Source organism: Streptomyces sp. GESEQ-4, from assembly GCF_017948455.1.
In the GTDB taxonomy this organism is placed as follows: Bacteria; Actinomycetota; Actinomycetes; order Streptomycetales; family Streptomycetaceae; genus Streptomyces.
In genome coordinates this window covers 473,229-494,090 of sequence record NZ_JAFFSU010000001.1, presented here as the reverse complement: position 1 = coordinate 494,090, position 20,862 = coordinate 473,229, and the positions used below count along the sequence as shown (strand labels likewise).

The window sequence follows — 20,862 nt, the reverse complement described above, 5'->3', positions numbered from 1 at the left end:
AAGGAGGTCACGAGTGGACACGACGTACTACGACCACGGAACAGAGGCGGAGCGCTGGGAGCGCGCGCAGTTGTTCTTCGACGCCAGGGACTACGCCGCCGCGGCGCGCGTGCTGGTCGGGCTGGTCGAGGAGGTGCCGGAGCAGACCGGACCGCGGCTGCTGCTGGCGCGCTCCTACTACCACTCGGCCCAACTGCGCCGCGCGGAGACCGAGTTGCGCACGCTCGTCGAGCGCGACCCGGTGGAGCACTACGCCCGGCTGATGCTGGGCCGGACCCTGGAGCGGCAGGGGCGGCACGAGGAGGCGGAGCGGCACATGCGCCTCGCCTCGGCGCTCGCCGGGGACTTCGAGCGGCTGTGAGCCACGACGTGGGCCCGGTTCCCCCAGGGGAATCGGGCCCACGTCCGAGTTCATGCTGCCGCCTTGCCCTGCGTCCGTCGTCCCCGGCGGTGAGTGATCTCCCCGAGCACCACGTCCACCACGATGAACGCGGCCAGTGGAATACCGAGCAGCGGTACGAAGTAGCCGAGGACGGCGATCACGGCGACCAGCGGCACGAGGATCTGCGGGGGCACCTGCTGCCAGGCGCCGCGCGGGATCGGCCGGCCGAAGGCGGAGCCGCGGCCGCGCTGCCACCACATGCGGTAGCCCATCACGATCAGCAGGATCAGGCTGAGCGCGAGAAGCATCAGGGCGATCTGGTTGGCCAGGCCGAAGAGGATTCCGGTGTGCAGATCGATGCCCCAGCGCGTCAGCTTCGCGAGCATTGGATAGTCGTCGAACCGCAGCACGTCGGTGACCTCGCCGGTGGCCGGGTCGATCGCGGCCGAGTCCTGCTTCTCCGGCCAGCTGCGCTGCACCTGCTTGACGACGTACGCGGACGACGCGTCGGCGGGCGGGACGATCTCGACCGGATCGCCGAGTCCTTCGGAGCGCGCGGCGGCCAGGATCTTGTCGAGGCCGACACCGTGCTCGCCGTTCCCACCGGAACCGGCCGCGGCACCGTGGCCACCGTGGTCACCGCCCGCGCTCGCCGAGACCGACGGGGTGGAGTGGCCGAGCGAGGTCCGCAGTTCGTCGATGTTGGCGCCGGCGTAGGTCGACCAGGTCAGGCCGGTCGCGGACAGGAAGAAGAACCCGATCGCGGCCCAGACGCCCACGGTCCCGTGCAGGCCGAGTGTGCGGCGCCGCCCGCTGGTGCCCCGTACCTTCCGCAGGGCCCGGCGGCGGGAGAGCCACAGCACCACGCCGCCGCCCGCGATCACCCACAGCCAGCTCGCGGCGAACTCGCTGTAGAGGCGGCCGTTCTCGCCGAGGTGCAGGTCCCGGTGGAACTCGTCGATCCAGGTGCGCAGCGGCAGTGCGCCGGTCGAGCCGTACTGTTCGAGGGCGCCACGCACCTCGGCCGTGTACGGGTCGACGAACACGGCGAGCGTATGGGTGTCGCCGACGCCCTTGACGCCGGACAGCATCACCCGGGTGCTCTCGTCGTCCGCCGGGGAGGGGCGTACCGCCGAGACCGTGCCGTCGGGGTGGGCCTTGCGCGCGGCGGCCACCTGCTCGGAGATCGGCAGCTTGGTGTCACCGACCGGGACGGTCATCTCGTCGGCGTACACGATCTTCTCGGCCTGGAACGAGGCGGCGTACAGCAGACCGGTGGTGGCGGCGACGAGCAGGAACGGTGCGACGAAGAGCCCGGCGTAGAAGTGCAGACGCAGGACCAGGGGGCGGAGCGGGGCCCATCTGCTGGGGGACGGCGCCGGGGCGGCGGCTTTCGGGGCCTCGTCCGTGGAGGTCGAGGGAGCGATGGACATCGGCGGCTTCTCCGGGGCTGGGGACGTTTCTCGGGTCTGGCGGTCCAGTAGTCGGAGGAAGGGGGCGCCGAGTTCCCGGCACCTGGCGTGACGTACGCCACACCGTCGCGGTCCGGTCGTCGTGGTGTCGTGGCATTCTGGCGCGATGGCATCTCCCCATGACCGCGCGCCCCTTGCCGAGCTGGTCGAGGAACTCCTCGCCACCGACGGGCCGCTGACCATCGTCGAGGCGGGTGAACCGGTGCTGCGGCACGCCGCCGAGCCCTTTGACGGACAGCTGGGTCCCGCGCTGCTGGCACGGTTCGTCGCGGCGCTGCGCGGCACGATGCACGCGGCGCCGGGTGTGGGCCTGGCGGCCCCGCAGGTGGGGGTGCCGCTGCGGATCGCGGTCATCGAGGACCCGGCGCCGGTTCCCGAGGAGGTGCGGGTGGCGCGCGGGCGGGTGCCGCAGCCGTTCCGGGTGCTGGTCAATCCGTCGTACGAAGCCGTCGGACCCGGCCGGGCCGCGTTCTTCGAGGGCTGCCTCAGCGTGCCGGGCTGGCAGGCGGTGGTGGCACGGCACGCCGAGGTGCGGCTGACGGGCGCGGACGAGTACGGCCGCCCGCTGGACGAGGTGTTCAGCGGCTGGCCCGCGCGGATCGTGCAGCACGAGACGGATCACCTCGACGGCACGCTTTATCTCGACCGCGCGGAGCCGCGCTCACTGTCCTCGAGCCGGGCGATGGCCGAACGCTGGGCGCAGCCGACGCCGAATGCGGCGGCGGCTGCCCTGGGATTCCGGCTGCCCGAAGCGTGACTCAGTTGTCCCGGTAGGCCTCCAGCAGCCGCAGCCAGATCTCGCTGATCGTCGGATAGGACGGCACCGCGTGCCACAGCCGGCCGATCGGGACCTGCCCGGCGACCGCGATCGTGGCCGAGTGGATCAGTTCGCCGACGCCGGGGCCGACGAAGGTGACGCCGAGGAGGATCTCGCGTTCCAGGTCGACGACCATGCGGGCGCGACCGCGGTAGCCGTCGGCGTACAGGCCCGCTCCGGCGACCGAGGACAGCTCGACGTCCACGGCGCGGACGCGGTGGCCCGCCTGTTCCGCCTCGGCGAGGGAGAGCCCTACGGCCGCCGCCTCCGGGTCGGTGAACACGACCTGGGGTACGGCCGCGTGGTCGGCGGTGGCGGCGTGGGCGCCCCACGGCTCCGACTCCAGGAGCGGTTCGCCGGAGGCGCGGGCGGCGATGGCGGCGCCCGCGATCCGGGCCTGGTACTTGCCCTGGTGGGTGAGGAGGGCGCGGTGGTTGACGTCGCCGACCGCGTAGAGCCAGTCGCTGCCGGTGACGCGCAGGCTGTCGTCGACCGGCAGCCAGGAGCCCGGCTCCAGGCCGACCCTGTCCAGGCCGATGTCGTCGGTGCGCGGGACACGCCCGGTGGCGAAGAGGATCTCGTCGCCCTCGATACGGTCGCCGGCCTCGGTCACGGCGACGACCGTGCCGTTCTCACGGGTCACCGATGCGAGCGACGTGCCGGTACGGACGTCCACGCCCGCTTCCGTGAGCCCGTCGCCGACCAGTTCGCCGGCGAACGGCTCCATGCGGTTGAGCAGGCCCTTGCCGCGGACGAGGAGCGTGACCTGCGAGCCGAGGGCCTGCCAGGCGGCGGCCATCTCGGTGGCGACGACGCCACCGCCCACCACGATCAGCCGACCGGGCGCGGCCTTCGCGCTGGTGGCCTCCCGGCTGGTCCACGGCCCGACGTCGGCGAGCCCGGGCAGATCGGGCACGAGGGCGCGGGTGCCGGTGGCGACCACGACGGCATGCCGTGCGGTCAGGACGCGCTGCTCGCCGTCCGGGCCGGTCACGGTGACCTCGCGGTCTCCGGTGAGGCGGCCGTGGCCGCGGTGGAGGTCGGCGCCGATGCCCTCGATCCACTGGACCTGGCCGTCGTCCTTCCAGTGGGAGGTGAACTCGTCGCGGCGGGCGAGCACCGCGGCCGTGTCCAGCGGGCCCTGCACCGACTGCCGCAGACCGGGCAGGCGGCGGGCGTCGGCCTGGGCGATGACCGGGCGCAGCAGGGCCTTGCTGGGCATGCACGCCCAGTACGAGCACTCGCCGCCGACCAGCTCGCTCTCCACGACCGCGGTGGCGAGACCGGCCGCACGGGTGCGGTCGGCGACGTTCTCCCCCACGGGCCCGGCTCCGAGCACCACGACGTCGTACACGTTGGAATCCGTTTCCGTCATGGGGTCAGTCTGGTGGGTGGTGTGCGCTGTGGCCACACGGGTACGTGCGCGGAATACGCAACGGGTCGGACGTGTTTCAGCGGACGGCTTCGCCCCGACATCAGGAAGAGGGAATCACGCCATGAGCAGCACCGTGGAGCTCACCAAGGAGAACTTCGACCAGACGGTCACGGACAACGACTTCGTCCTGATCGACTTCTGGGCGTCCTGGTGCGGGCCGTGCCGTCAGTTCGCCCCGGTCTACGAACAGGCCGCCCAGGACAACCCCGACCTGGTGTTCGGCAAGGTCGACACGGAGGCGCAGCCGGAGTTGGCCGCCGCGTTCAACATCCAGTCGATTCCGACGCTGATGATCGTCCGGGACCGCGTCGCCGTGTTCTCGCAGCCCGGCGCCCTGCCCGAGGCCGCGCTGACCGACGTCATCGGACAGGCCCGGAAGCTGGACATGGACGAGGTGCGCAAGGCCGTCGAGGAGCAGCAGACCAAGGCCGAGCAGAACGGCGAGTGAACGCGGAGGCGTTGTGCCATGGCCACGTCGCCGTGTGCGCGGTGGCGTGGCGCACAGCCTCCTACAGCGCCAGCGGCAGTCCCGCGTAGTTCGCCGCCAGTTCGGCGGCCGCGTGGCGGGATGCGGTGATCCGGCGCAGGCGGGCACGCTGGAGCCGGTCGTCGAAGGTGTCCCCGTCCGGCCGGACGTGCAGCATCGTCGTCATGTCGTACGAGAATCGTGTCGCCTGCCAGACCCGGGCTAGGCACAACTCCGAGTACCTGTCGAGGAGTTGCTCCGACCCGGTGCGGTGCAGCTCGCCGAAGGCGCGGGCGAGGACGCGTACGTCGGACACGGCGAGGTTGAGGCCCTTGGCCCCGGTGGGCGGCACGATGTGGGCGGCGTCCCCGGCGAGCAGCAGCCGTCCGTGGCGCATCGGTTCGTGGACGTAACTCCGCATCGGCGTCACCGACTTGGACGTGATCGGGCCGCGGCGCAGGGTCCAGTCGGCGTCGATGGCGAAGCGGGCGGCGAGTTCGTCCCAGATGCGGTCGTCCGGCCAGTCGTCGGGGTCTGTGCCGTTCGGGACCTGCAGATACAGGCGTGAGACGCTCGTCGAGCGCATGCTGTGCAGGGCGAAGCCGCGCTCGCCACGAGCGTAGATCAACTCGTCGCAGGACGGCGGGACTTCGGCGAGGATCCCGAGCCAGGAGTACGGGTAGTCGTGCGCGTACGAGCGACTGCGCGCGGCCGGGAAACCGTCCCGGGCGATGCCGTGGGAGCCGTCGCAGCCGGCCACCCAGTCGCAGGTCAGCGCCTGCTCACGGCCCTCGTGCCGGAACCGTACGACGGGTGCCTCGCTCTCCGTCTTCTCCACGGCGAGTGCCTCCGCCTCGAACAACAGCGGTGGTCCTTCGGCCAGTTGGAGCGCCACGAGGTCCTTCACGATCTCGGTCTGGGCGTAGATCGTGACGGTACGGCCGCCGGTGAGGGCCGGGAAGTCGAGGTGGTGCCGTTCCCGGTCGAAGCGCAGCTCGATGCCCTGGTGGACCAGTCCCTCGGCGTCCAGCCGGTCGGCGGCGCCGGCCTCGCGCAGGGCGTCGACCGTGCCCTGCTCCAGCATGCCGGCGCGCTGGCGCTGTTCGACGTACTCCCTCGTTCTGCTCTCCAGCACGACGCAGTCGATGCCCGCCCGGTGCAGCAGACGGGCGAGGAGCAGTCCGGCGGGGCCGCCGCCGATGATGCCGACCGTCGTGCGCATGGTGCGCCTCCCGTGGGGTTCAGCTGGATTCGCGGTGCACCACCGTGGCACCGAGCACGGTGTGCCGCTCGGGTGCGGTGCCCGGGTCGCGGACCGCGCGGTCGACGAGTTCGGCGAGGTCACGGCCGGACGGCAGCTCGATGTGGACCGTGCTCAGCCGGGGCCGCAGCAGCCGCCCCAGCATCAGGTCGTCGGCTCCGATGATCGCCGTGTCCCCGGGAATGTCGACCCCCTCGTCCTGCAGCGCGCGCATCAGCAGCATCGCGTACTCGTCGTTGTACGCGAACACGGCGTCCAGGTCGAGTTCCCGCCAGCGCGCGGCGAGCCGGGCGCCGGCGGACTCCTCGTAGGCGAGCGGCAGTTCGGTCACGGTGGCGTCCGTGCCGTGCAGGGCTCGGTACACGCCCGCGAGGCGGGGCGCGGAGAAGGTCTCCAGGCCGGGCTCCTCCGGTACGACGACGCCGATCCGGCGCCGGCCGCGGTCGTACAGGTGGGTGGCGGCGCAGTGGCCGACGGTCGCGTGGTCCATGAGCAGGGCGTGGGCGCCGTCGACGGTTTCGGGGCCGAGGGTGACGACGGCCCGGGCGCCGGAGCGCTTCAGCACCGTGACGCCCTGGGGGCCGAGGCCGGCGCCCGGGACGAGGACGGCGACGGGCCGCAACTCCGCCCAGGCGCGGGCGGCTTCGTCGCCGTGGAGGCCTACGGTGCCGTACTGGACGACCGTGTAGTCGAGCCGGCTGAGCGCCCATTGGAGCTCGTTGATGAACTGGCTGTAGAGCGGGCCGACCGGGATGGTCGGGGCGGGCATCAGGACGAGCCGGCTGTGCCCGGCGCGCAGGCTGCGGGCGGCGGCGTGCGGCACGTACCCGAGTTCCTTCGCCGCCTGGTGGACCCGGCGCCGGGTCGGCTCGCTGATCCGGACGGCGCTGGTGTTGTTGAGCACGTAGGAGACGGTCGCGCGCGAGACGCCGGCCAGGCGGGCCACATCGGCGCTCGTGGGCACAGGGTGCGGCGCGGGCGACACGGGGGCGGGCGTTTTCGGTATCTGCACCATGACGTCTCGCATCTTGGCAGAGGGCCGGGGCGGGGGTGCGGGCGGGATCGGGCGGGTGAAGATTGTACGAACGCGGCTCAGCGGGGCGGGTCGGTACGCGTGACACGGGCGACCAGGTCGACCCAGCCCGTCTCCAGCCGCTCCAGCGGCATCCCGCACTGCTGGGTCAGATGGTGGATCACGGCGGGATCGAGGTAGCCCAGCAGCGTCTGGGCGAGGAGCTGGCAGTCGGCGTCGGGCACGATCTGCCGCAGCAGGATCACCATGTGCGTGCGCAGCGCCCGGACCGACGGGTGGGAGTACCGGCGGGTCGGTTCCGGAAGGGCGGCCAGTTCCAGCTCCAGCTGCTCGGACGAGCGGTACAGCACGGCCACGCCGAACGCCCGCAGCCGCTCGACCGGCGGCGCCCCGGGCCCCAGGGGCGGCGGTCCGCCGAGGAAGTCGGCCTGGAGCTTGCGCGCGGAGTGGTCCAGCAGCGCCGTCAGCAGACCCGTGCGGTCGCCGAAGCGGCGGAAGACCGTCCCCTTGCCCACTCCGGCCGCCACGGCCACCGCCTCCATCGTGACCCCGGCGACGCCGTGCTCGGCGATCAGCTCGGCGGCGGCCTCCAGCAGCCGGGCCCGGTTGCGGGCCGCGTCGGCACGCAGGCAGGGCTCCTCCTCGGCGCTGCCGAGCTGCAACAACCCGGCTTCGTCGAAGGGCTCTTGAGGCCCCGGGAAGGGCGGCAGAGGGGCGGACATGAAAACAGCGTAAAGCATGGGGAATGAAACTGGACCGCGGTCCGGTTGTGGTGCTACACAGTAAGCGGACCCCGGTCCGGATCGTTTCGGCAATGTTTCAGCATCCCTGGAGTACGCATGTCTGTTCGCATCCTGGCGCTCGTCGGCAGCCTTCGCGCCGGTTCGCACAACCGTCAGCTCGCCGAGGCCGCCGTCAAGCTGGCCCCGGAGGGCGCGGATATCCACCTGTTCGAGGGCCTGGCCGAGATCCCCTTCTACAACGAGGACATCGACGTCGAGGGCAGCGTCCCGGCCCCGGCCGCCAAGCTGCGCGAGGCCGCGCAGGCAGCCGACGGCTTCCTGTTCTTCTCGCCCGAGTACAACGGCACCATCCCGGCCGTCCTGAAGAACGCCATCGACTGGCTGTCCCGCCCGTACGGCGCCGGCGCGATCACCGACAAGCCGGTCGCCGTGGTCGGCACCGCCTTCGGCCAGTACGGCGGCGTGTGGGCGCAGGACGAGGCCCGCAAGGCCGCGGGCATCGCCGGCGGCAAGGTACTGGAGGACGTCAAGCTGTCCATCGCCGGTTCCTTGACCCGCTTCGCCGACACACACCCGGCCGACGACGCCGAGGTCGCCGCGGACCTCGCCGAGGTCGTCGCCCGACTGCACGTGTACGCCGGCGAGACCGCCGCGGCCTGAGCCGCACCCCTCCCCCACAGGGGCCGGAGCCGCGCGAGGCTCCGGCCCCCGTGTGCGTCAGGCCACCGCCTCGGGCGCCAGCTCACGCAGCTCCGCCAGCGCGGCAGCGACCGCGGGGCGCTCGTGGCCGCCGCGGCGCGTGCACGTGAGGAGCTTGCGGTGCGGCTCGGCCGCACACTGCACCCGGGTGATGGGCAGGTGGGGCGTCAGCTGTGCCAGCCGTGGGATCAGCGCGACCCCGAGCCCGTGCGCGACGAGATGCGCCATCACGTTCCAGTCCATCGCCTGGTGCACGACGTCCGGAGTGAACCCGGCCGCCCCCGCCGCCGACAGCACATGCGGACGGCAGGGGCTGTCCGGCACGGGGGCGATCCAGGGCTCGTACGCCGCCTCCGCGAGGTCGATCCGGCCCCGACCCGCCAAGGGGTGATCCTCGGGCACGACGAGGTCGAACGGGTCGTCCAGCAGCGGCTGTTGGTCGAAGCGCGCGTCGCTGAGGGGTGGGTTGAACACGGTGGCCTCGACGACCGCCAGATCGCACTCCCCCTCGAAGAGCAGATTGAAGCTCTCCGGTACCTCCGCCTCCTGGATCCGTATGTCCAGACGCGGATGGCGTGCGCGCAGCCGCGCCGCCATGGGCGCCAGCAGCACCGAGACCGCCAGCGGGAATCCGCTCGCGCGCAAAGGCCCCGCGGGTTCGCCCTGGTCGGCCCGCAGATCCAGCTCGGCCCGGTCCCAGCGGGCCTGGATGGCGTCGGCGTGCGCGAGCAGGCTCTCGGCGGCCGGAGTGAGACGTACCCCGCGACCCTGCGGTTCGAGCAGGTCGACGCCCAGATCGCGGGCCAGCTGCCGGATCTGCTGGGAGGCCGCGGACGGCGTGAAGTGCAGGGCCTGGGCGGCCGCGGTGACCGTGCCGTAGTGGGCGACGGCCCTCAGGACGTGCAGTCGGCGCAGGTCAATCATGAAGTCCACGCTTCAAGGTGGAGTCCACGAAGTCAACCTGGACGTGTACGGACGCCGGGCAGCACCCTGGCTGTGTCGCGACGGTCAACCAGCCATGACGCCCAACGACTTACGGAGTTCCCATGACCAGCACGACCGGCACCGTCTGCCCGCACTGCGGCTGGCCCGACGGAGCCGAGCCCTTCCAGGTCGTGTCCCGGCACGTCACCGCCGCCGGAACAACGGTGTGGACCCGCTGCGGCTGCGGCTCGCTCCAGGTCCGGGTCGTCGACGACCACGGCATGCGGATCGTCTCCCGCAGCCGCCCCGCCCTCACCGAGCCGAGTCCCGCGAGCCGGTGAGCTCGTTCTTCTGCTCCTGCTTCTTCGAGGCGCGCAGGCTCGTCACCGTGGTCACCGCCAGGACCAGCACGATGAAGCCGAGCGAGAAGGGGATGGAGATCTCGGGGACGTGGACCCCGGACTCATGCAAGGCGTGCAGCACGAGCTTGACGCCGATGAAGCCGAGGATGATCGACAGGCCGTAGCTGAGGTGGACCAGCTTCTTCAGCAGGCCGCCGATGAGGAAGTACAGCTGCCGCAGACCCATCAGGGCGAACGCGTTGGCCGTGAAGACGATGTACGGGTCCTTGGTCAGACCGTAGATGGCGGGGATGGAGTCGAGGGCGAAGAGCACGTCGGTGGAGCCGATGGCGAGCATCACGACCAGCATCGGGGTCATGACCCGCTTGCCGTTCTGCTCGACCCACAGCTTCGTGCCGTGGTAGCGGTCGGCCACACCGAAGCGGCTCTCGACCATCTTGAGCAGCTTGTTCTCCTGGTACTCCTCCTCGTGCTCCTCCTTGCGGGCGTCCTGGATCAGCTTCCAGGCGGTCCAGATCAGGAAGGCGCCGAAGAGGTAGAACACCCACGAGAACGTGGAGATGATCGCCGCGCCGGCCGCGATGAAGCCCGCACGCAGGACGAGGGCCATCAGGACACCGACCATCAGCACGCGCTGCTGGTACTGCGAGGGCACCGAGAACTTCGCCATGATCAGGACGAAGACGAAGAGGTTGTCGACACTCAGCGACTTCTCGGTGATGAACCCGGCGAAGAACTCACCGGCGGGCTGCCCGCCGCCGAAGACGGCCAGACCGAGCCCGAACAGACAGGCCAGCACCACCCACACGACCGTCCAGGTCCCCGCCTCCTTGACCGACACGTCGTGCGGCTTGCGGCCGATGAAGAAGTCGACGGCGACGAGGGCACAGAGCGCCACTACGGTCAGCAGCCAGACGGACAGGGAGACGTTCACGGAAAACTCCTAGTGCTGTGGGGCCTGGACAGCGTTGTCGCCGCTTCCTTTCCGTTCCACTGACGGCAGGTGAACAAGAGGTCATGTCGTGGCAAGGTCTCATATACGGATGTGCTGGTCAGCGGGGTGCCACCCGCCGTACGGCGGCGCTCCCGGGCCGCCGTCGTGCGCGGACGATGTCCACAAGAGCCGCCGCGCGACAGCGTGATGTGAGGAGAAGCCATGACCCAGGTGCCGCCCCCGTTCGACCCCGAGCTCGCCGCCGCGCTGGAGACGATCAAGGACATGATCTCGCCCAGTCTCACCTCGGAGGAGATCGAGGAGGTGAGGACCGGCCCGGGCATCCAGATGCTGGCCGAGCTGGACCTCACCGAGGGCGGGTTCTTCGAGGTCGAGGACCGGGTCGTGCCAGGGCCGGAAGGAGCCCCGGACATCTCGCTGCTGATCTGCCGTCCGGCCGCCGAGCCCGTCGCGGGCCCGCGTCCGATCGTCTACCACGTCCACGGCGGGGGCATGGTCCTCGGCACCAACCGGGTCGGTGTCGACGTACCACTGGCCTGGGCCCGTGAGCTGGACGCGGTCGTGGTGTCCGTCGAGTACCGGCTGGCGCCCGAGCATCCGCACCCGGCGCCGGTCGAGGACGTGTACGCGGGTCTGGTGTGGACGGCCGACCACGCCGAGGAGATCACCGGGGACCCGGAGCGGATCGTCGTCGCCGGCGCCAGCGCGGGCGGCGGGCTGTCCGCGGCGCTGGCTCTGCTCACCCGTGACCGCAAGGGCCCGCAGCCGGTCGGGCAGCTCCTGATGTGCCCGATGCTGGACGACCGCAACGACACGCCGTCGTCGTACCAGATGGCGGGCCTCGGCATATGGGACCGCACGTCCAACGACACCGGCTGGACGGCCCTGCTCGGCGAGGCGCGCGGCGGCCCTGACGTGCCCGCCTACGCGGCACCGGCCCGGGCGGAGGACCTGACCGGGCTGCCGCCGGCCTTCCTGGACGTCGGTTCCGCGGAGACCTTCCGCGACGAGGTCGTCGCCTACGCCTCACGCCTCTGGCAGGCCGGCGGCGTGGCCGAGCTCCATGTATGGCCAGGCGGCTTCCACGGCTTCGACGGCTTCGCCCCACAGGCGGCCCTGTCCCAGGCGGCCCGGGCGGCACACCTGCAGTGGCTGCGACGGCTGCTGGGGAACTGAAGCCCGGCCGATCCCCGCTTCCCTGGATCCGATGCCCACAGGCGGCCCTGTCCCGTGCCGCCCGGGCGGCACACCTGCAGTGGCTACGACGGCTCCTGCGGAGCTGAAACCCGACCGATCCCCCCTCCCCGGATCCGATGCCCACAGGCGGCCCGGACCCGGGCCACCCGGGCGATCCGACGCCCCCGCCGGTTCCTCATCCACGCCTCGATGCCGCACCATGGGCAGATGAAAGAGCTGGCCGGGCGTCTGACGGCGCTGGATCCGGATGCCGGTGCCGCTGTGCGGGTCATCGCCTACTTCGACCGGCTGTCCGAGTCCCGGGCCGGTCTGGAGGCGCTGGTGCGCGGGGCGGCCGTGCTGGCCGGGGTGCCGGCGCGGCTCGTCGACGCCGACCGGCGGGTGCAGGTGCGCGTGGAGCCGGACGGCACCCGGCGGGACTCCGACCTCCCGCCGGACCCCGGCTGGCCGTCCTCGGCGCTGATTCCGGACGGTGCGCCGGCACTGTGGCTGGAGCGTGCGCCTGTGGAGCAGCCCAGTGTGGTCGACGCGGTGATCCTGGAGCGGGCCGCCGGTGCTGTCCGGCGCGTCCTCGACCGCACCCGGGGCCGGGCCCCCGTCGACGACCCCGCCCTCGTCGAGACCCTCCTCGACGCCACCGCCCCGGAAGCGGCACGGCTGCACGCCGCCCGCCGGCTGGGCCTGGACCCCGCGGGACGGGCCCGCGCGTTGGCGCCGTACGACGGCCGTCCCCGCATCGCACCGGCACACCCGGAGACCGAGCCACCGCTCGCCGGACAGCGCATGGGCGTCGGCCCCGCCGTCCCCGTGCTCGACCTGCCGCGCTCCTGGACGGCGGCCCGCACCGCCCTGCGCTTCACGGCGGACGGCACCGCCCAGGACCCCGGCACGCGCGTCGTCCACGCCGACGACCTGGGCGGTATCGCGCTCCTCGCCGACCTGGTCGTCCCCGGTGCCGAACCCCCGCCCGACGTCCGCGCCGTGGAGGCGGCGGCAGCGTCGACGCCCTGGTTGCTGGCCACGCTGACCGCGGTCGCCTCGACGGCGAGCCTGCGCGCGGCGGCCACCGGGATCAACGTGCACCACTCCACGCTCCAGGACCGGCTGGCCCACGCCGAGCATCTGCTGGGCTGGCCGGTGCGCACCCCGCAGGGCCGGCTCAGGCTGCAACTGGCCCTGGCGATGCGGCACTTGGCGCGCTCATAACCCGAGACGCGCGTTACGCCACCCCCGACGACGCGCGCTGCTCAAGTCGCCGCAGCGCCGTCCGGCCCCACTCCAGGTTCGCCCGCTCGAAGGCCACCCCGCCCATCAGCGTGAGGAAGGGCCCGATGCGCTCGGCGTCGGCGAAGTACTCGTCCTCGCTGCGTCCCGCCAGCAGCCGCTCGCGCATCCGCTCGTACCGGGCCAGCTTGGCGGTGGACCGCTCCATCCGCTCGACGACCGCGGCCCGTACGGCGTCGATGTCGCTGATGCCGCCGATGTCGACGCACTGGACCCTGACCATCAGTTCGTCCCGGATGGCCGTCGGTTTCGAGGGCCCTTCGGCGACATAGGCACGCAGGACGTCGCGACCGGCTTCGGTGAGCGAGAAGAGCCGCTTGTTGGGCCGGCGTTCCTGCTGCACGACCCGGGCGGAGACAAGCCCCTCGTTCTCCATGCGCTCCAGCTCCCGGTAGAGCTGCTGGGGCGTGGCCATCCAGAAGTTCGCCACCGAGGCCTCGAACCCCTTCGCGAGGTCGTACCCGGACGCCTCACCCTCCAGCAGCGCGGCCATCACCGCATTACGCAACGCCATGGGCCTCAAATTAGCAGTCCGTTGGTTACTCAGTTGATTACTCAACGGGGCGACTGCCGCCTCGCCCAGGTCTTGACCCGCCGCTGTATGTTACCGGTAACATCCCTTCTCGTGACCGAACAACAGACCGCCCGGCCCCTCACCGCTCCCCCGGGTCCGTCCGTCTTCAGGCCTTCCGCGGTAGTCGCGTCCTGCGTGGGCTTCGTGCTCATCGGCGCGCTCCAGGCCCTCTACGGCCCCTCGATCCCGGCCCTCCGCGAGGAGTTCGGCCTGTCGCCCTCGGCCGCCGGGCTGGCGCTGAGCGCGCACTTCGTGGGCGGGGTGGCCGGTGTGCTGCTCTTCGACCGGCTGTACGGCCGGATCGGCAACCGGCGGCTGCTCGGCGTCTCCTATCTGCTGATGGCGGTCGGTGCGGCCGGGTTCGCGCTGGCGCAGAGCTGGCCCGTGGCCCTGGCCGCCGCGCTGCTCGCCGGGCTCGGGTTCGGCGGGATCGACTACGGCCTGAACCAGCTGTTCGCGGTCGGGTTCGGCCGCCGTTCCACCGCGATGCTGAACGTCCTCAACGCGCACTTCGGCGTGGGCGCGATCCTCGGCCCGGCGCTGATCGGTGCGGTGGGCGCGGAGCACTATCCCGCGGTGTTCCTCGGTTTCGCGCTGGCCAACCTGCCGTTGCTGCTGTGCCTGAGAGGCGTACGGGACCGGGTGCCGCCGCCTGCCAGTGAGGTGCCGGAGTCCGGTGCGGGCGTCCTCCGCCGCAGCCTCGGCTCGGTGCTCGCCGTGTTCGTCGCGCTGTATGTCCTGCACGTGGGCATCGAGGCCGGGGTGGGCGGCTGGGAGCCCACCCATCTGGAGACCGTGGGCTATGGCGCCGGGGCCGCGGCCACCGCCACGTCCGTGTACTGGCTGATGATGACCGTCGGCCGCTTCCTGGTGGCGCCGCTCGCGCTGCGCTTCTCGGCGCAGGCCATCATCACCGTCTCCTGCGCGGGCATGACGGTCTGCCTGCTGCTGGCGGCCGTGCCGGGCCTCGCCCCGTGCGCGTACGCCGGGGTCGGTCTGTTCATCGCGCCGATCTTTCCCACCGGGCTGCCGTGGCTGAACCGGGCGGCCCCGGGCGCCCGGCGGGCCGGTGCGGTCGTGATCGCCGCGTCGATGATCGGCGGTGTCGCGGCCGGCCCGGCGCTCGGCAAGGCCATCGAGTGGTCCGGGATCCGTGCGGTGCCGCTGCTGCTCTGCGCCGTCTCGGCGGTGTGCCTGGCGGCGACGCTCTGGCTCATCCGCGCGACGAGACGCGGCGCTGAGAGCTCCGCTGGGTAGGCGGTTTGTTCGCTGCGGGCCGGTGGGGGCTGATCGCGCAGTTCCCCGCGCCCCTTGCGGGCCGCGCCCCTGCGGGGCGCGGCCCGCGACAGCCGGGGACGGTTACCGTCGGGTGGGGGGGGCGCGACAGTCGGGTCCTGTCCCGGCCGGGACAGGCCCGCCGCGCGTGCCGCCTATGCTGAGGACCTCCCGCCGCGATGCCGAGGAAGCACCCGCCATGACCAGTAGCGCCGTTCCGAAGGGGCGCAGTCGTCGGAACTTTGCCGGGGCGCGTCCTGTCATGGATGACGTGGCCCGGCTGGCCGGTGTCTCGAAGCAGACCGTGTCGCGGGTGCTCAACGACAACCCGGCGGTGCGCCCCGAGACCCGGGAGGCGGTGCGGGCCGCGATGCGTACGCTCGGCTACCGCCCGAGCCGCAGCGCCCGGTCCCTGGCCAGCGGCAGGACCCGCATGCTCGGCGTGATCTCCTTCGACGCGGCGCGCTACGGGCCCGCCTCCATCCTCACCGCGATCAACACGGCGGCGCAGGAGGCCGGTTACCTGGTGAGCTCCATCGCCCTCGACACGGCCGACCCGTACACGGTGGTCCAGGCCGTGGATCGGCTGTCGGCCGAGGGCGCGGACGGCGTGATCGCCATCGCCCCGCAGGCATGGGTGGGCCGGGCGCTGGCGGACGCCCGTCTCGACAGCCCGCTGGTGGTCCTGGAGAACGACCTCGGGGGCGGCGGCCCGCCCCTGGTCACCGCGAATTCCCGCATCGGCGCCCGTGACGCCACCGAGCACCTGCTGCGCCTCGGTCACCCGACCGTCTTCCACATCGCGGGCCCGACCGGATGGACCTCCGCCGATCTGCGCGTCGCCGGCTGGCAGGCGACACTGGAGGCGGCCGGGGCCGAGGTGCACGCTCCGCTGACCGGCGACTGGAGCGCCGAGTCCGGATACGACCTGGGGCAACAGCTGGCCGGCCGCTCCGACGTCACGGCGGTGTTCGCGTCCAACGACCAGATGGCGCTCGGCGTCCTGCACGCCCTGCACGAGGCCGGGCGGGCCGTCCCCGGGGAGGTCAGCGTCGTCGGCTACGACGACATCCCCGAGGCCGCCCATTTCCTCCCCCCGCTGACCACCGTCCGCACGGACTTCGCCGAGATCGGCACCCGGTCACTGCGGCTGCTGCTCAACCGCATCGACGACCCCGCCGAGCCGCCCCGCGTCGAGCCGCTCGTCCCGGTCGAACTGGTCGTCCGCCGCAGCAGCGGTCCCTACGGCCGCTCCTCCTGAAGCACCTTCACGTCCCAGGGCCCCAGCGGCACCGCCTCCGAGTGCACCGCGCCCGACAGCACATCCCGTACGGCCGCGGGCACCGGAACCGACACCTCGTCCCACGACCAGTTGTGCAGGAAGCGCACCCGCCGGCCGTCCCGGGCGGTGGCGGAGGTCGCGGTGACGCTCGGCAGGGCCGGGCGCCACTCGTCCGCCGGGACGGCCCACTGGAACAGGGCCCGGGCGAACTCGGGGTCGGGGACCGTGCCGACATAGGTGATCCGGCCGGCTCCATGCCGGTGAGTGGTGGCCGCGGGCCAGCGCCCGAAGTGCGGGTGCTCGTACGCCGCCAGCTCCTCGGCGCCCTGCGGCTGCAGACCATCCACCCAGTGCAACGCGTGGGCGCTCGGCGGGAGTTGGAAGTCCGAGCTGCCGGTCACGGTGAGCGGTGCTCCGAGGTTGCTGAATTCGTCGTACGTCACTCCGGCCGCCTCGGCGAGCTGACCCGGCTGTGCCTCGGTGCGGGCCCTGGCCTCGGTGTCGGCGTAGGCGGTGCGGGGGCCCAGGATCAGGTGGCCGCCGTTGGCCGCGTACTCCTTGAGCCGGTCGAGGGTCTCGTCGTCGGCGGCGTAGAAGGCGGGGGCGACCAGGACGGGGGGCAGGTCGTGGTCGGGCAGTTGGCCGGGGTGCAGGATGCGGGACTGGAGGCCCGCGCCGAAGGCGCCGCGGTAGAAGGCGTCGAAGATGGTCTGGTACGAGCTTTCGTCGGCGCTCCCGTCCGGCCGGGCGAGTGGCGCCTGGGCCTGGAGCGCCCACTTGCTCGGCGAGGAGTAGAGGAAGGCCACGTCGGCGTCGGGAGTCAGGGCCGACACCAGGTCACCCGCCGTCTCCAACTCCTTTCCCAGTACAGCCAGTTCGCGGTAGACGCGTCCGGGGCGGCCGTTGTGCGGGAGGATGCCGCCCCAGTAGGTCTCGGTGCCGAAGTGCAGGGTGTGCCAGTGCCAGTACTCGATCATCGAGGCGCCGCGGGAGACCAGCGCCCAGGCGGCCTGGCGCCACTGGCCGTCGTAGGCCGGGCGGTTGTTCCACGGGGTGCCGATCGCCTGGGCGTTGGTCTCCGTGACCAGGTAGGGCTCCTGGCGGGAGGAGTACATGCGGTCCGCGCTGCGGTACAGCGCCCAGGTGCCGTTGGTCGTCCAGCCCTGATCGTCGCGGTTGCGGTCGGGCAGGGTGAGGGCGTCCTGCATCGTGTAGTAGGGGTTGCCCGCCGTGACGTCGAGGCGCTCGGTGAGTTTGTCGTCCTCGACACCCTTGCGGTCGTAGGAGATGCAGGTGGTGACGAACTGGCCGGGGCGGGCGTACTCGCGCACGATGTCCGCCTGCCAGGCGATGAACTCGGTGGTGAGGCGGGCCTGGAAGCGGCGCCAGGCGAGGTCGTACTGGGGCTGTGCGTTGTTGTCGGGGGTCCACAGGTCGGCCCACGTGGACAGCCGGTGGGACCAGTAGACCAGGCCCCAGGCTCGGTTGAGGGTCTCCACGTCTCCGTACCGCGCCCGCAGTTCGTCGGTGAAGCGCTGGAACACGCCGTGATTGTGGAAGAGTTCGAGGCCGGGTTCGTTGTCGACCTGGAAGCCGATCACGGCCGGGTGGTCGGCGTAGCGGCCGACGACCTTGCGGATGATCCGCTCGGCGTGGAAGCGGAACGCCGGGTGGGTGAAGTCGACCTCCTGCCGGGCGCCCCAGCCGATCCGCTCACCGGTGCGACGCTCCCCCGCGATCTCCGGGTACTGCCGGGCGAGCCACGGCGGCACCGCGTACGTGGGCGTTCCGAGGACGACGGCGATCCCCCGCTCCTGTGCCCCGTCCAGCACCGGTTGCAGCCAGTCGAGGTCGAAGCGGCCGTTCTCCGGCTCCCAGGTCGACCACACCGACTCGCCGACCCGGATCACCGTGAAGCGGGCCTCGGCCATCAGGTCGAGGTCGTCCTTGAGGCGTTCGTAGGGCTGGTACTCGTGGTAGTAGGCGGCACCGAACAGAACCCGTGGGGGCAGCTCGAACATGCTTCTCCTATACGTCGGTTGAGGCGGCGTCAGCCCTTGACGGCGCCGGTGGACAGGCCTTCGAGGAGCTGTTTGCGGAGCAGGACGAAGAGGGCGACGGCGGGCAGGCCAGCGGCAGGGGCAGCACGACACGGCGGAAGATGCCGAACTCGCTCGCGCTGCAGGAGGCGCGGTGCGATGTCGCCGCGCAGCATCCGCGGGAAGCTGCCGATCTCGAATCCCGCGAGGTCGGGTGTACCGCGGCCGGCGACTGCCTGGGCGAGCAGCTTGGTGACGAGGTCGGGGGCCCCGGCGCGGGTGACCTCGAGCCGGTAGCGGAAGTCGGTGAGGCGGTCGGCGTCCGTGATGCCCTTGGTGAAGAAGGCCTCGTATCCGGGGTCGTGGGTCCACAGGGCGAGCGTCACGTCTCCGGACGTACGGGCGGTGGTGCTCCCGGTGCCACAGGCGGCGAGTGCGGCACCTGCCCCCAGTCCCAGGGCGCTGCGGAGCACGGTTCGGCGTGATGGGGTGTCCACACGTGACTCCTCACGTGGCGCGGCTGCGAAAGTGTCGCGTGCGCGGCCGTCCCGGGCGGCGCACGCGGGCAGGCGGATCGGGTCGGCGGCGAGGTGCCGCAGACCGTTCCGCCGACGGATCAGCGGCTGGGTGCGGTGGAGGCCCGTACGGCCAACTCGACCGCGAGCGCGGTGTGCAGAGCCGGACGGGACGTTCCTTCGATCATGGCGATGAGGGTGTCGACGGCGTGGTCGGCGACGGCGGTGAAGTCCTGCCGGACGGTGGTCAGGGGTGGGGAGAGGTAAGGGGCGGCGGGGATGTCGTCGTAGCCGACGATGCTCACGTCGTCGGGGACGGCCAGTCCCGCCTCGGCGAAGGCGCGCAGGGCGCCGATCGCCATGTCGTCGTTGGCGGCGAACACGGCGGTGACTTCGGACAGTTGGGCCAGCTGGCGGCCGGCCGCGTACCCGGAGGCCGGGCTCCAGTCGCCCTCGGTGGGCAGCGGCGGCTCGGGGGCGCCGGCGGCATCGAGCGCTTCGCGCCAGCCGCGCAGCCGGTCGCGGGCGGCGTACCAGTCCTGGGGTCCGGGAAGGTGCCAGACCGTGCGGTGGCCGAGCCCGAGCAGATGCTCGGTCGCCATGCGGGCGGCCGCCACACCGTCGGCGCCGACCACGGCGCCCACCCCTTCGGTGAGTTCCATGCCCTCGCCGAGGCTGACCACCGGCACGTCCGCGCTGAACCGGAGCGGGGTGCCGTCGTCGATCGGCTCGGACAGGACGATCCCGTCCACGCCCTGTTCGAGGAGGGACTCCACAGCTACCGAGACTCGCTGCCCCTCCAGGGTTCCGGCCAGCGCGAAGGAGTAGCCCGCCCGCTGCATCGCCCGTTCCAGCGCGCTGAGCAGGGTGGACGGTCCGTACAGAGCGGTGCCCAGCGTGACGACGCCGATCCGCCGGTACCGGCCGAGGAGCAGGGCACGCGCCGCGTTGTTCGGGCGGTAGTCCAGCTCCCGGATGACCCGCAGGACGCGGTCGCGTACCTCCGGGCTGACATGCGGTTCGCCGTTGACGACCCGCGACACCGTCTTCTGCGAGACACCGGCGACCCGGGCGACCTCCGTCATACCGGGGCCGCGCCGACGTCGTCCGCCCTCGGCAGCGGTGGTCGCCATGCATCCTCCTCGTTCGCGACTACGTAGTCATGAGTGGGTGCGAGTTCAGGGCCAAGCTCTATGACTACGTAGTCATGTCAGTCTCAGGGTCGCTCAGGACCGAGTCAATGGTCCGTACGCCATCGACCCCAAAAGATCACCGCGCCTGTGCCGCCCGAGCCACGTCCAGGGCCTGTTCCGCGTAGCCACGGCCGAAGAGCACCGCGTGCACCAGCAGCGGGAAGAGCTGGTGCAGTCCGACGCGGTCCGTCCAGCCTTCGGCCAGGGGTGCGGTCTGCTGATAGCCGTCCAGTACGAGGTCCAGGTGAGGACAGCCGAAGAGGCTGAGCATCGCCAGGTCGGTCTCACGGTGTCCGCCGTGCGCGGCCGGGTCGATCAGCCAGGCGTGACCGTCGGCGCCCCACAGCACGTTTCCGTTCCACAGGTCGCCGTGCAGCCGGGCGGGCGGCTCGGCGGGGCCCGCCAGCTCCGGCAGCCGCCCGCAGACCCGCTCGATCACGGCCGCCTCGGCGGGGCGGATCGTGCCGTCGTCGACCGCGCGGCGCAGATACGGCAGCACTCGGTGTTCCGCGTACCACTCCGGCCAGTCGGTGCCAGGCGAGTTACGCATCGGGGCCAGCCCGATGTACGCGTCCACCGGGCCGTCGGGCGGCGGGGCGCCGAACGCGGGCGCACCGGACGCGTGCAGGGCTGCCAGCTCACCGCCGAAACGGGCCGCCGCGGCGGGGGTCGGTGCGCCGGGCGGGACGCGGTCCGACACCAGCCAGTGACGGTCGTGGCCGTGCACCTCCGGTACGCGGACCGTGCCGGCGGCGGCGAGCCAGCGCAGCCCGGCCGCCTCGGCCTGCGCGGCGGCCGGGCCGTCACCACGCTTGACCATCACCATGTGGCCGTCATCCAGGGTGACTTCGGAGAGTGCGGCGTTGAGCCGACGCTCGTGGGTCACCCGGCGCCCGCTGAGTCGCTCCGCCGCGGCGCGCGGGGTACCGGCGGTCATGAGCGCGGGTGCCCGTG

21 protein-coding genes are annotated in these 20,862 nt (G+C 72.1%); 9 read left to right on the top strand and 12 right to left on the bottom strand.

All coding sequences use genetic code 11. The features are described 5' to 3' along the window. Window positions 1-13: 13 nt before the first annotated feature. Window positions 14-361 carry a tetratricopeptide repeat protein gene (locus KCH48_RS02175; protein ID WP_210569804.1) on the top strand — a complete coding sequence of 116 codons (348 nt, stop codon included), beginning with the start codon at window positions 14-16 and terminating at the stop codon, window positions 359-361. Between the two features lie 50 nt (window positions 362-411). Here KCH48_RS02175 and KCH48_RS02170 read toward each other — a convergent pair whose 3' ends face one another. Next, complete coding sequence (locus tag KCH48_RS02170; protein WP_210569802.1) at window positions 412-1,815, bottom strand: PepSY domain-containing protein; 1,404 nt, start codon at window positions 1,813-1,815, stop codon at window positions 412-414. A gap of 145 nt (window positions 1,816-1,960) precedes the next feature. Here KCH48_RS02170 and KCH48_RS02165 point away from each other — a divergent pair, with 145 nt between their 5' ends. Then, window positions 1,961-2,611 carry a peptide deformylase gene (locus tag KCH48_RS02165; RefSeq protein ID WP_210569800.1) on the top strand — a complete coding sequence of 217 codons (651 nt, stop codon included), beginning with the start codon at window positions 1,961-1,963 and terminating at the stop codon, window positions 2,609-2,611. A 1-nt stretch (window position 2,612) separates the two neighbouring features. Here the strand turns inward: KCH48_RS02165 and KCH48_RS02160 are convergent, their stop codons facing one another. Next, the gene (locus KCH48_RS02160; protein WP_210569798.1) at window positions 2,613-4,046 is read right to left on the bottom strand and encodes an NAD(P)/FAD-dependent oxidoreductase; all 1,434 of its coding nucleotides are present in this window, start codon (window positions 4,044-4,046) and stop codon (window positions 2,613-2,615) included. A gap of 121 nt (window positions 4,047-4,167) precedes the next feature. Between KCH48_RS02160 and trxA the strand changes: the two genes are divergently transcribed. After that, the gene (gene trxA, locus KCH48_RS02155; protein ID WP_210569796.1) at window positions 4,168-4,554 is read left to right on the top strand and encodes a thioredoxin; all 387 of its coding nucleotides are present in this window, start codon (window positions 4,168-4,170) and stop codon (window positions 4,552-4,554) included. Between the two features lie 61 nt (window positions 4,555-4,615). On the opposite strand, the gene KCH48_RS02150 is transcribed toward trxA, so the two are convergent. The 3 genes from KCH48_RS02150 to KCH48_RS02140 all read right to left on the bottom strand — a co-directional run bounded on the left by KCH48_RS02150 (window position 4,616) and on the right by KCH48_RS02140 (window position 7,606). Beyond that, window positions 4,616-5,794 carry a 4-hydroxybenzoate 3-monooxygenase gene (locus KCH48_RS02150; protein ID WP_210569794.1) on the bottom strand — a complete coding sequence of 393 codons (1,179 nt, stop codon included), beginning with the start codon at window positions 5,792-5,794 and terminating at the stop codon, window positions 4,616-4,618. Window positions 5,795-5,813: 19 nt separating this feature from the next. Further along, complete coding sequence (locus tag KCH48_RS02145) at window positions 5,814-6,848, bottom strand: LacI family DNA-binding transcriptional regulator (protein ID WP_246884688.1); 1,035 nt, start codon at window positions 6,846-6,848, stop codon at window positions 5,814-5,816. Window positions 6,849-6,925: 77 nt separating this feature from the next. Next, complete coding sequence (locus KCH48_RS02140) at window positions 6,926-7,606, bottom strand: TetR/AcrR family transcriptional regulator (protein ID WP_210569790.1); 681 nt, start codon at window positions 7,604-7,606, stop codon at window positions 6,926-6,928. Between the two features lie 99 nt (window positions 7,607-7,705). Between KCH48_RS02140 and KCH48_RS02135 the strand changes: the two genes are divergently transcribed. Further along, window positions 7,706-8,269, top strand: a complete 564-nt coding sequence (locus KCH48_RS02135; protein WP_210569788.1) for an NAD(P)H-dependent oxidoreductase — start codon at window positions 7,706-7,708, stop codon at window positions 8,267-8,269. A gap of 57 nt (window positions 8,270-8,326) precedes the next feature. Here KCH48_RS02135 and KCH48_RS02130 read toward each other — a convergent pair whose 3' ends face one another. Next, window positions 8,327-9,232, bottom strand: a complete 906-nt coding sequence (locus KCH48_RS02130; protein ID WP_210570893.1) for a LysR family transcriptional regulator — start codon at window positions 9,230-9,232, stop codon at window positions 8,327-8,329. 122 nt (window positions 9,233-9,354) lie between these two features. Here KCH48_RS02130 and KCH48_RS02125 point away from each other — a divergent pair, with 122 nt between their 5' ends. Next, complete coding sequence (locus KCH48_RS02125) at window positions 9,355-9,573, top strand: hypothetical protein (protein ID WP_210569785.1); 219 nt, start codon at window positions 9,355-9,357, stop codon at window positions 9,571-9,573. Here KCH48_RS02125 and KCH48_RS02120 read toward each other — a convergent pair. Continuing rightward, on the bottom strand, window positions 9,545-10,528 hold the full coding sequence (locus tag KCH48_RS02120) for a TerC family protein (protein WP_210569782.1): 984 nt from the start codon (window positions 10,526-10,528) through the stop codon (window positions 9,545-9,547). The genes KCH48_RS02125 and KCH48_RS02120 overlap by 29 nt on opposite strands. A gap of 222 nt (window positions 10,529-10,750) precedes the next feature. Here KCH48_RS02120 and KCH48_RS02115 point away from each other — a divergent pair, with 222 nt between their 5' ends. Both KCH48_RS02115 and KCH48_RS02110 read left to right on the top strand, forming a co-directional pair. Continuing rightward, a complete protein-coding gene (locus tag KCH48_RS02115; RefSeq protein WP_210569780.1) occupies window positions 10,751-11,725 on the top strand; it encodes an alpha/beta hydrolase in 975 nt (324 codons plus the stop codon). Between the two features lie 228 nt (window positions 11,726-11,953). Next, window positions 11,954-12,952: a helix-turn-helix domain-containing protein gene (locus KCH48_RS02110; protein WP_210569778.1), complete on the top strand. Its 999-nt coding sequence runs from the start codon at window positions 11,954-11,956 to the stop codon at window positions 12,950-12,952. A 13-nt stretch (window positions 12,953-12,965) separates the two neighbouring features. On the opposite strand, the gene KCH48_RS02105 is transcribed toward KCH48_RS02110, so the two are convergent. Beyond that, a complete protein-coding gene (locus KCH48_RS02105) occupies window positions 12,966-13,544 on the bottom strand; it encodes a PadR family transcriptional regulator (protein ID WP_210569776.1) in 579 nt (192 codons plus the stop codon). A 111-nt stretch (window positions 13,545-13,655) separates the two neighbouring features. Between KCH48_RS02105 and KCH48_RS02100 the strand changes: the two genes are divergently transcribed. Next, on the top strand, window positions 13,656-14,861 hold the full coding sequence (locus KCH48_RS02100) for an MFS transporter (protein WP_307840776.1): 1,206 nt from the start codon (window positions 13,656-13,658) through the stop codon (window positions 14,859-14,861). 217 nt (window positions 14,862-15,078) lie between these two features. After that, on the top strand, window positions 15,079-16,140 hold the full coding sequence (locus tag KCH48_RS02095; protein WP_246884687.1) for a LacI family DNA-binding transcriptional regulator: 1,062 nt from the start codon (window positions 15,079-15,081) through the stop codon (window positions 16,138-16,140). On the opposite strand, the gene KCH48_RS02090 is transcribed toward KCH48_RS02095, so the two are convergent. The 4 genes from KCH48_RS02090 to KCH48_RS02075 form a co-directional block, all read right to left on the bottom strand. Next, a complete protein-coding gene (locus KCH48_RS02090; RefSeq protein WP_210569770.1) occupies window positions 16,122-18,182 on the bottom strand; it encodes a beta-galactosidase in 2,061 nt (686 codons plus the stop codon). The genes KCH48_RS02095 and KCH48_RS02090 overlap by 19 nt on opposite strands. Before the next feature lie 29 nt (window positions 18,183-18,211). Then, window positions 18,212-18,697 carry a hypothetical protein gene (locus tag KCH48_RS02085; RefSeq protein ID WP_246884686.1) on the bottom strand — a complete coding sequence of 162 codons (486 nt, stop codon included), beginning with the start codon at window positions 18,695-18,697 and terminating at the stop codon, window positions 18,212-18,214. A 119-nt stretch (window positions 18,698-18,816) separates the two neighbouring features. Next, window positions 18,817-19,848, bottom strand: a complete 1,032-nt coding sequence (locus KCH48_RS02080) for a LacI family DNA-binding transcriptional regulator (protein ID WP_246884685.1) — start codon at window positions 19,846-19,848, stop codon at window positions 18,817-18,819. Window positions 19,849-19,984: 136 nt separating this feature from the next. Continuing rightward, a complete protein-coding gene (locus tag KCH48_RS02075; protein ID WP_210569768.1) occupies window positions 19,985-20,845 on the bottom strand; it encodes a fructosamine kinase family protein in 861 nt (286 codons plus the stop codon). Window positions 20,846-20,862: the final 17 nt, after the last annotated feature.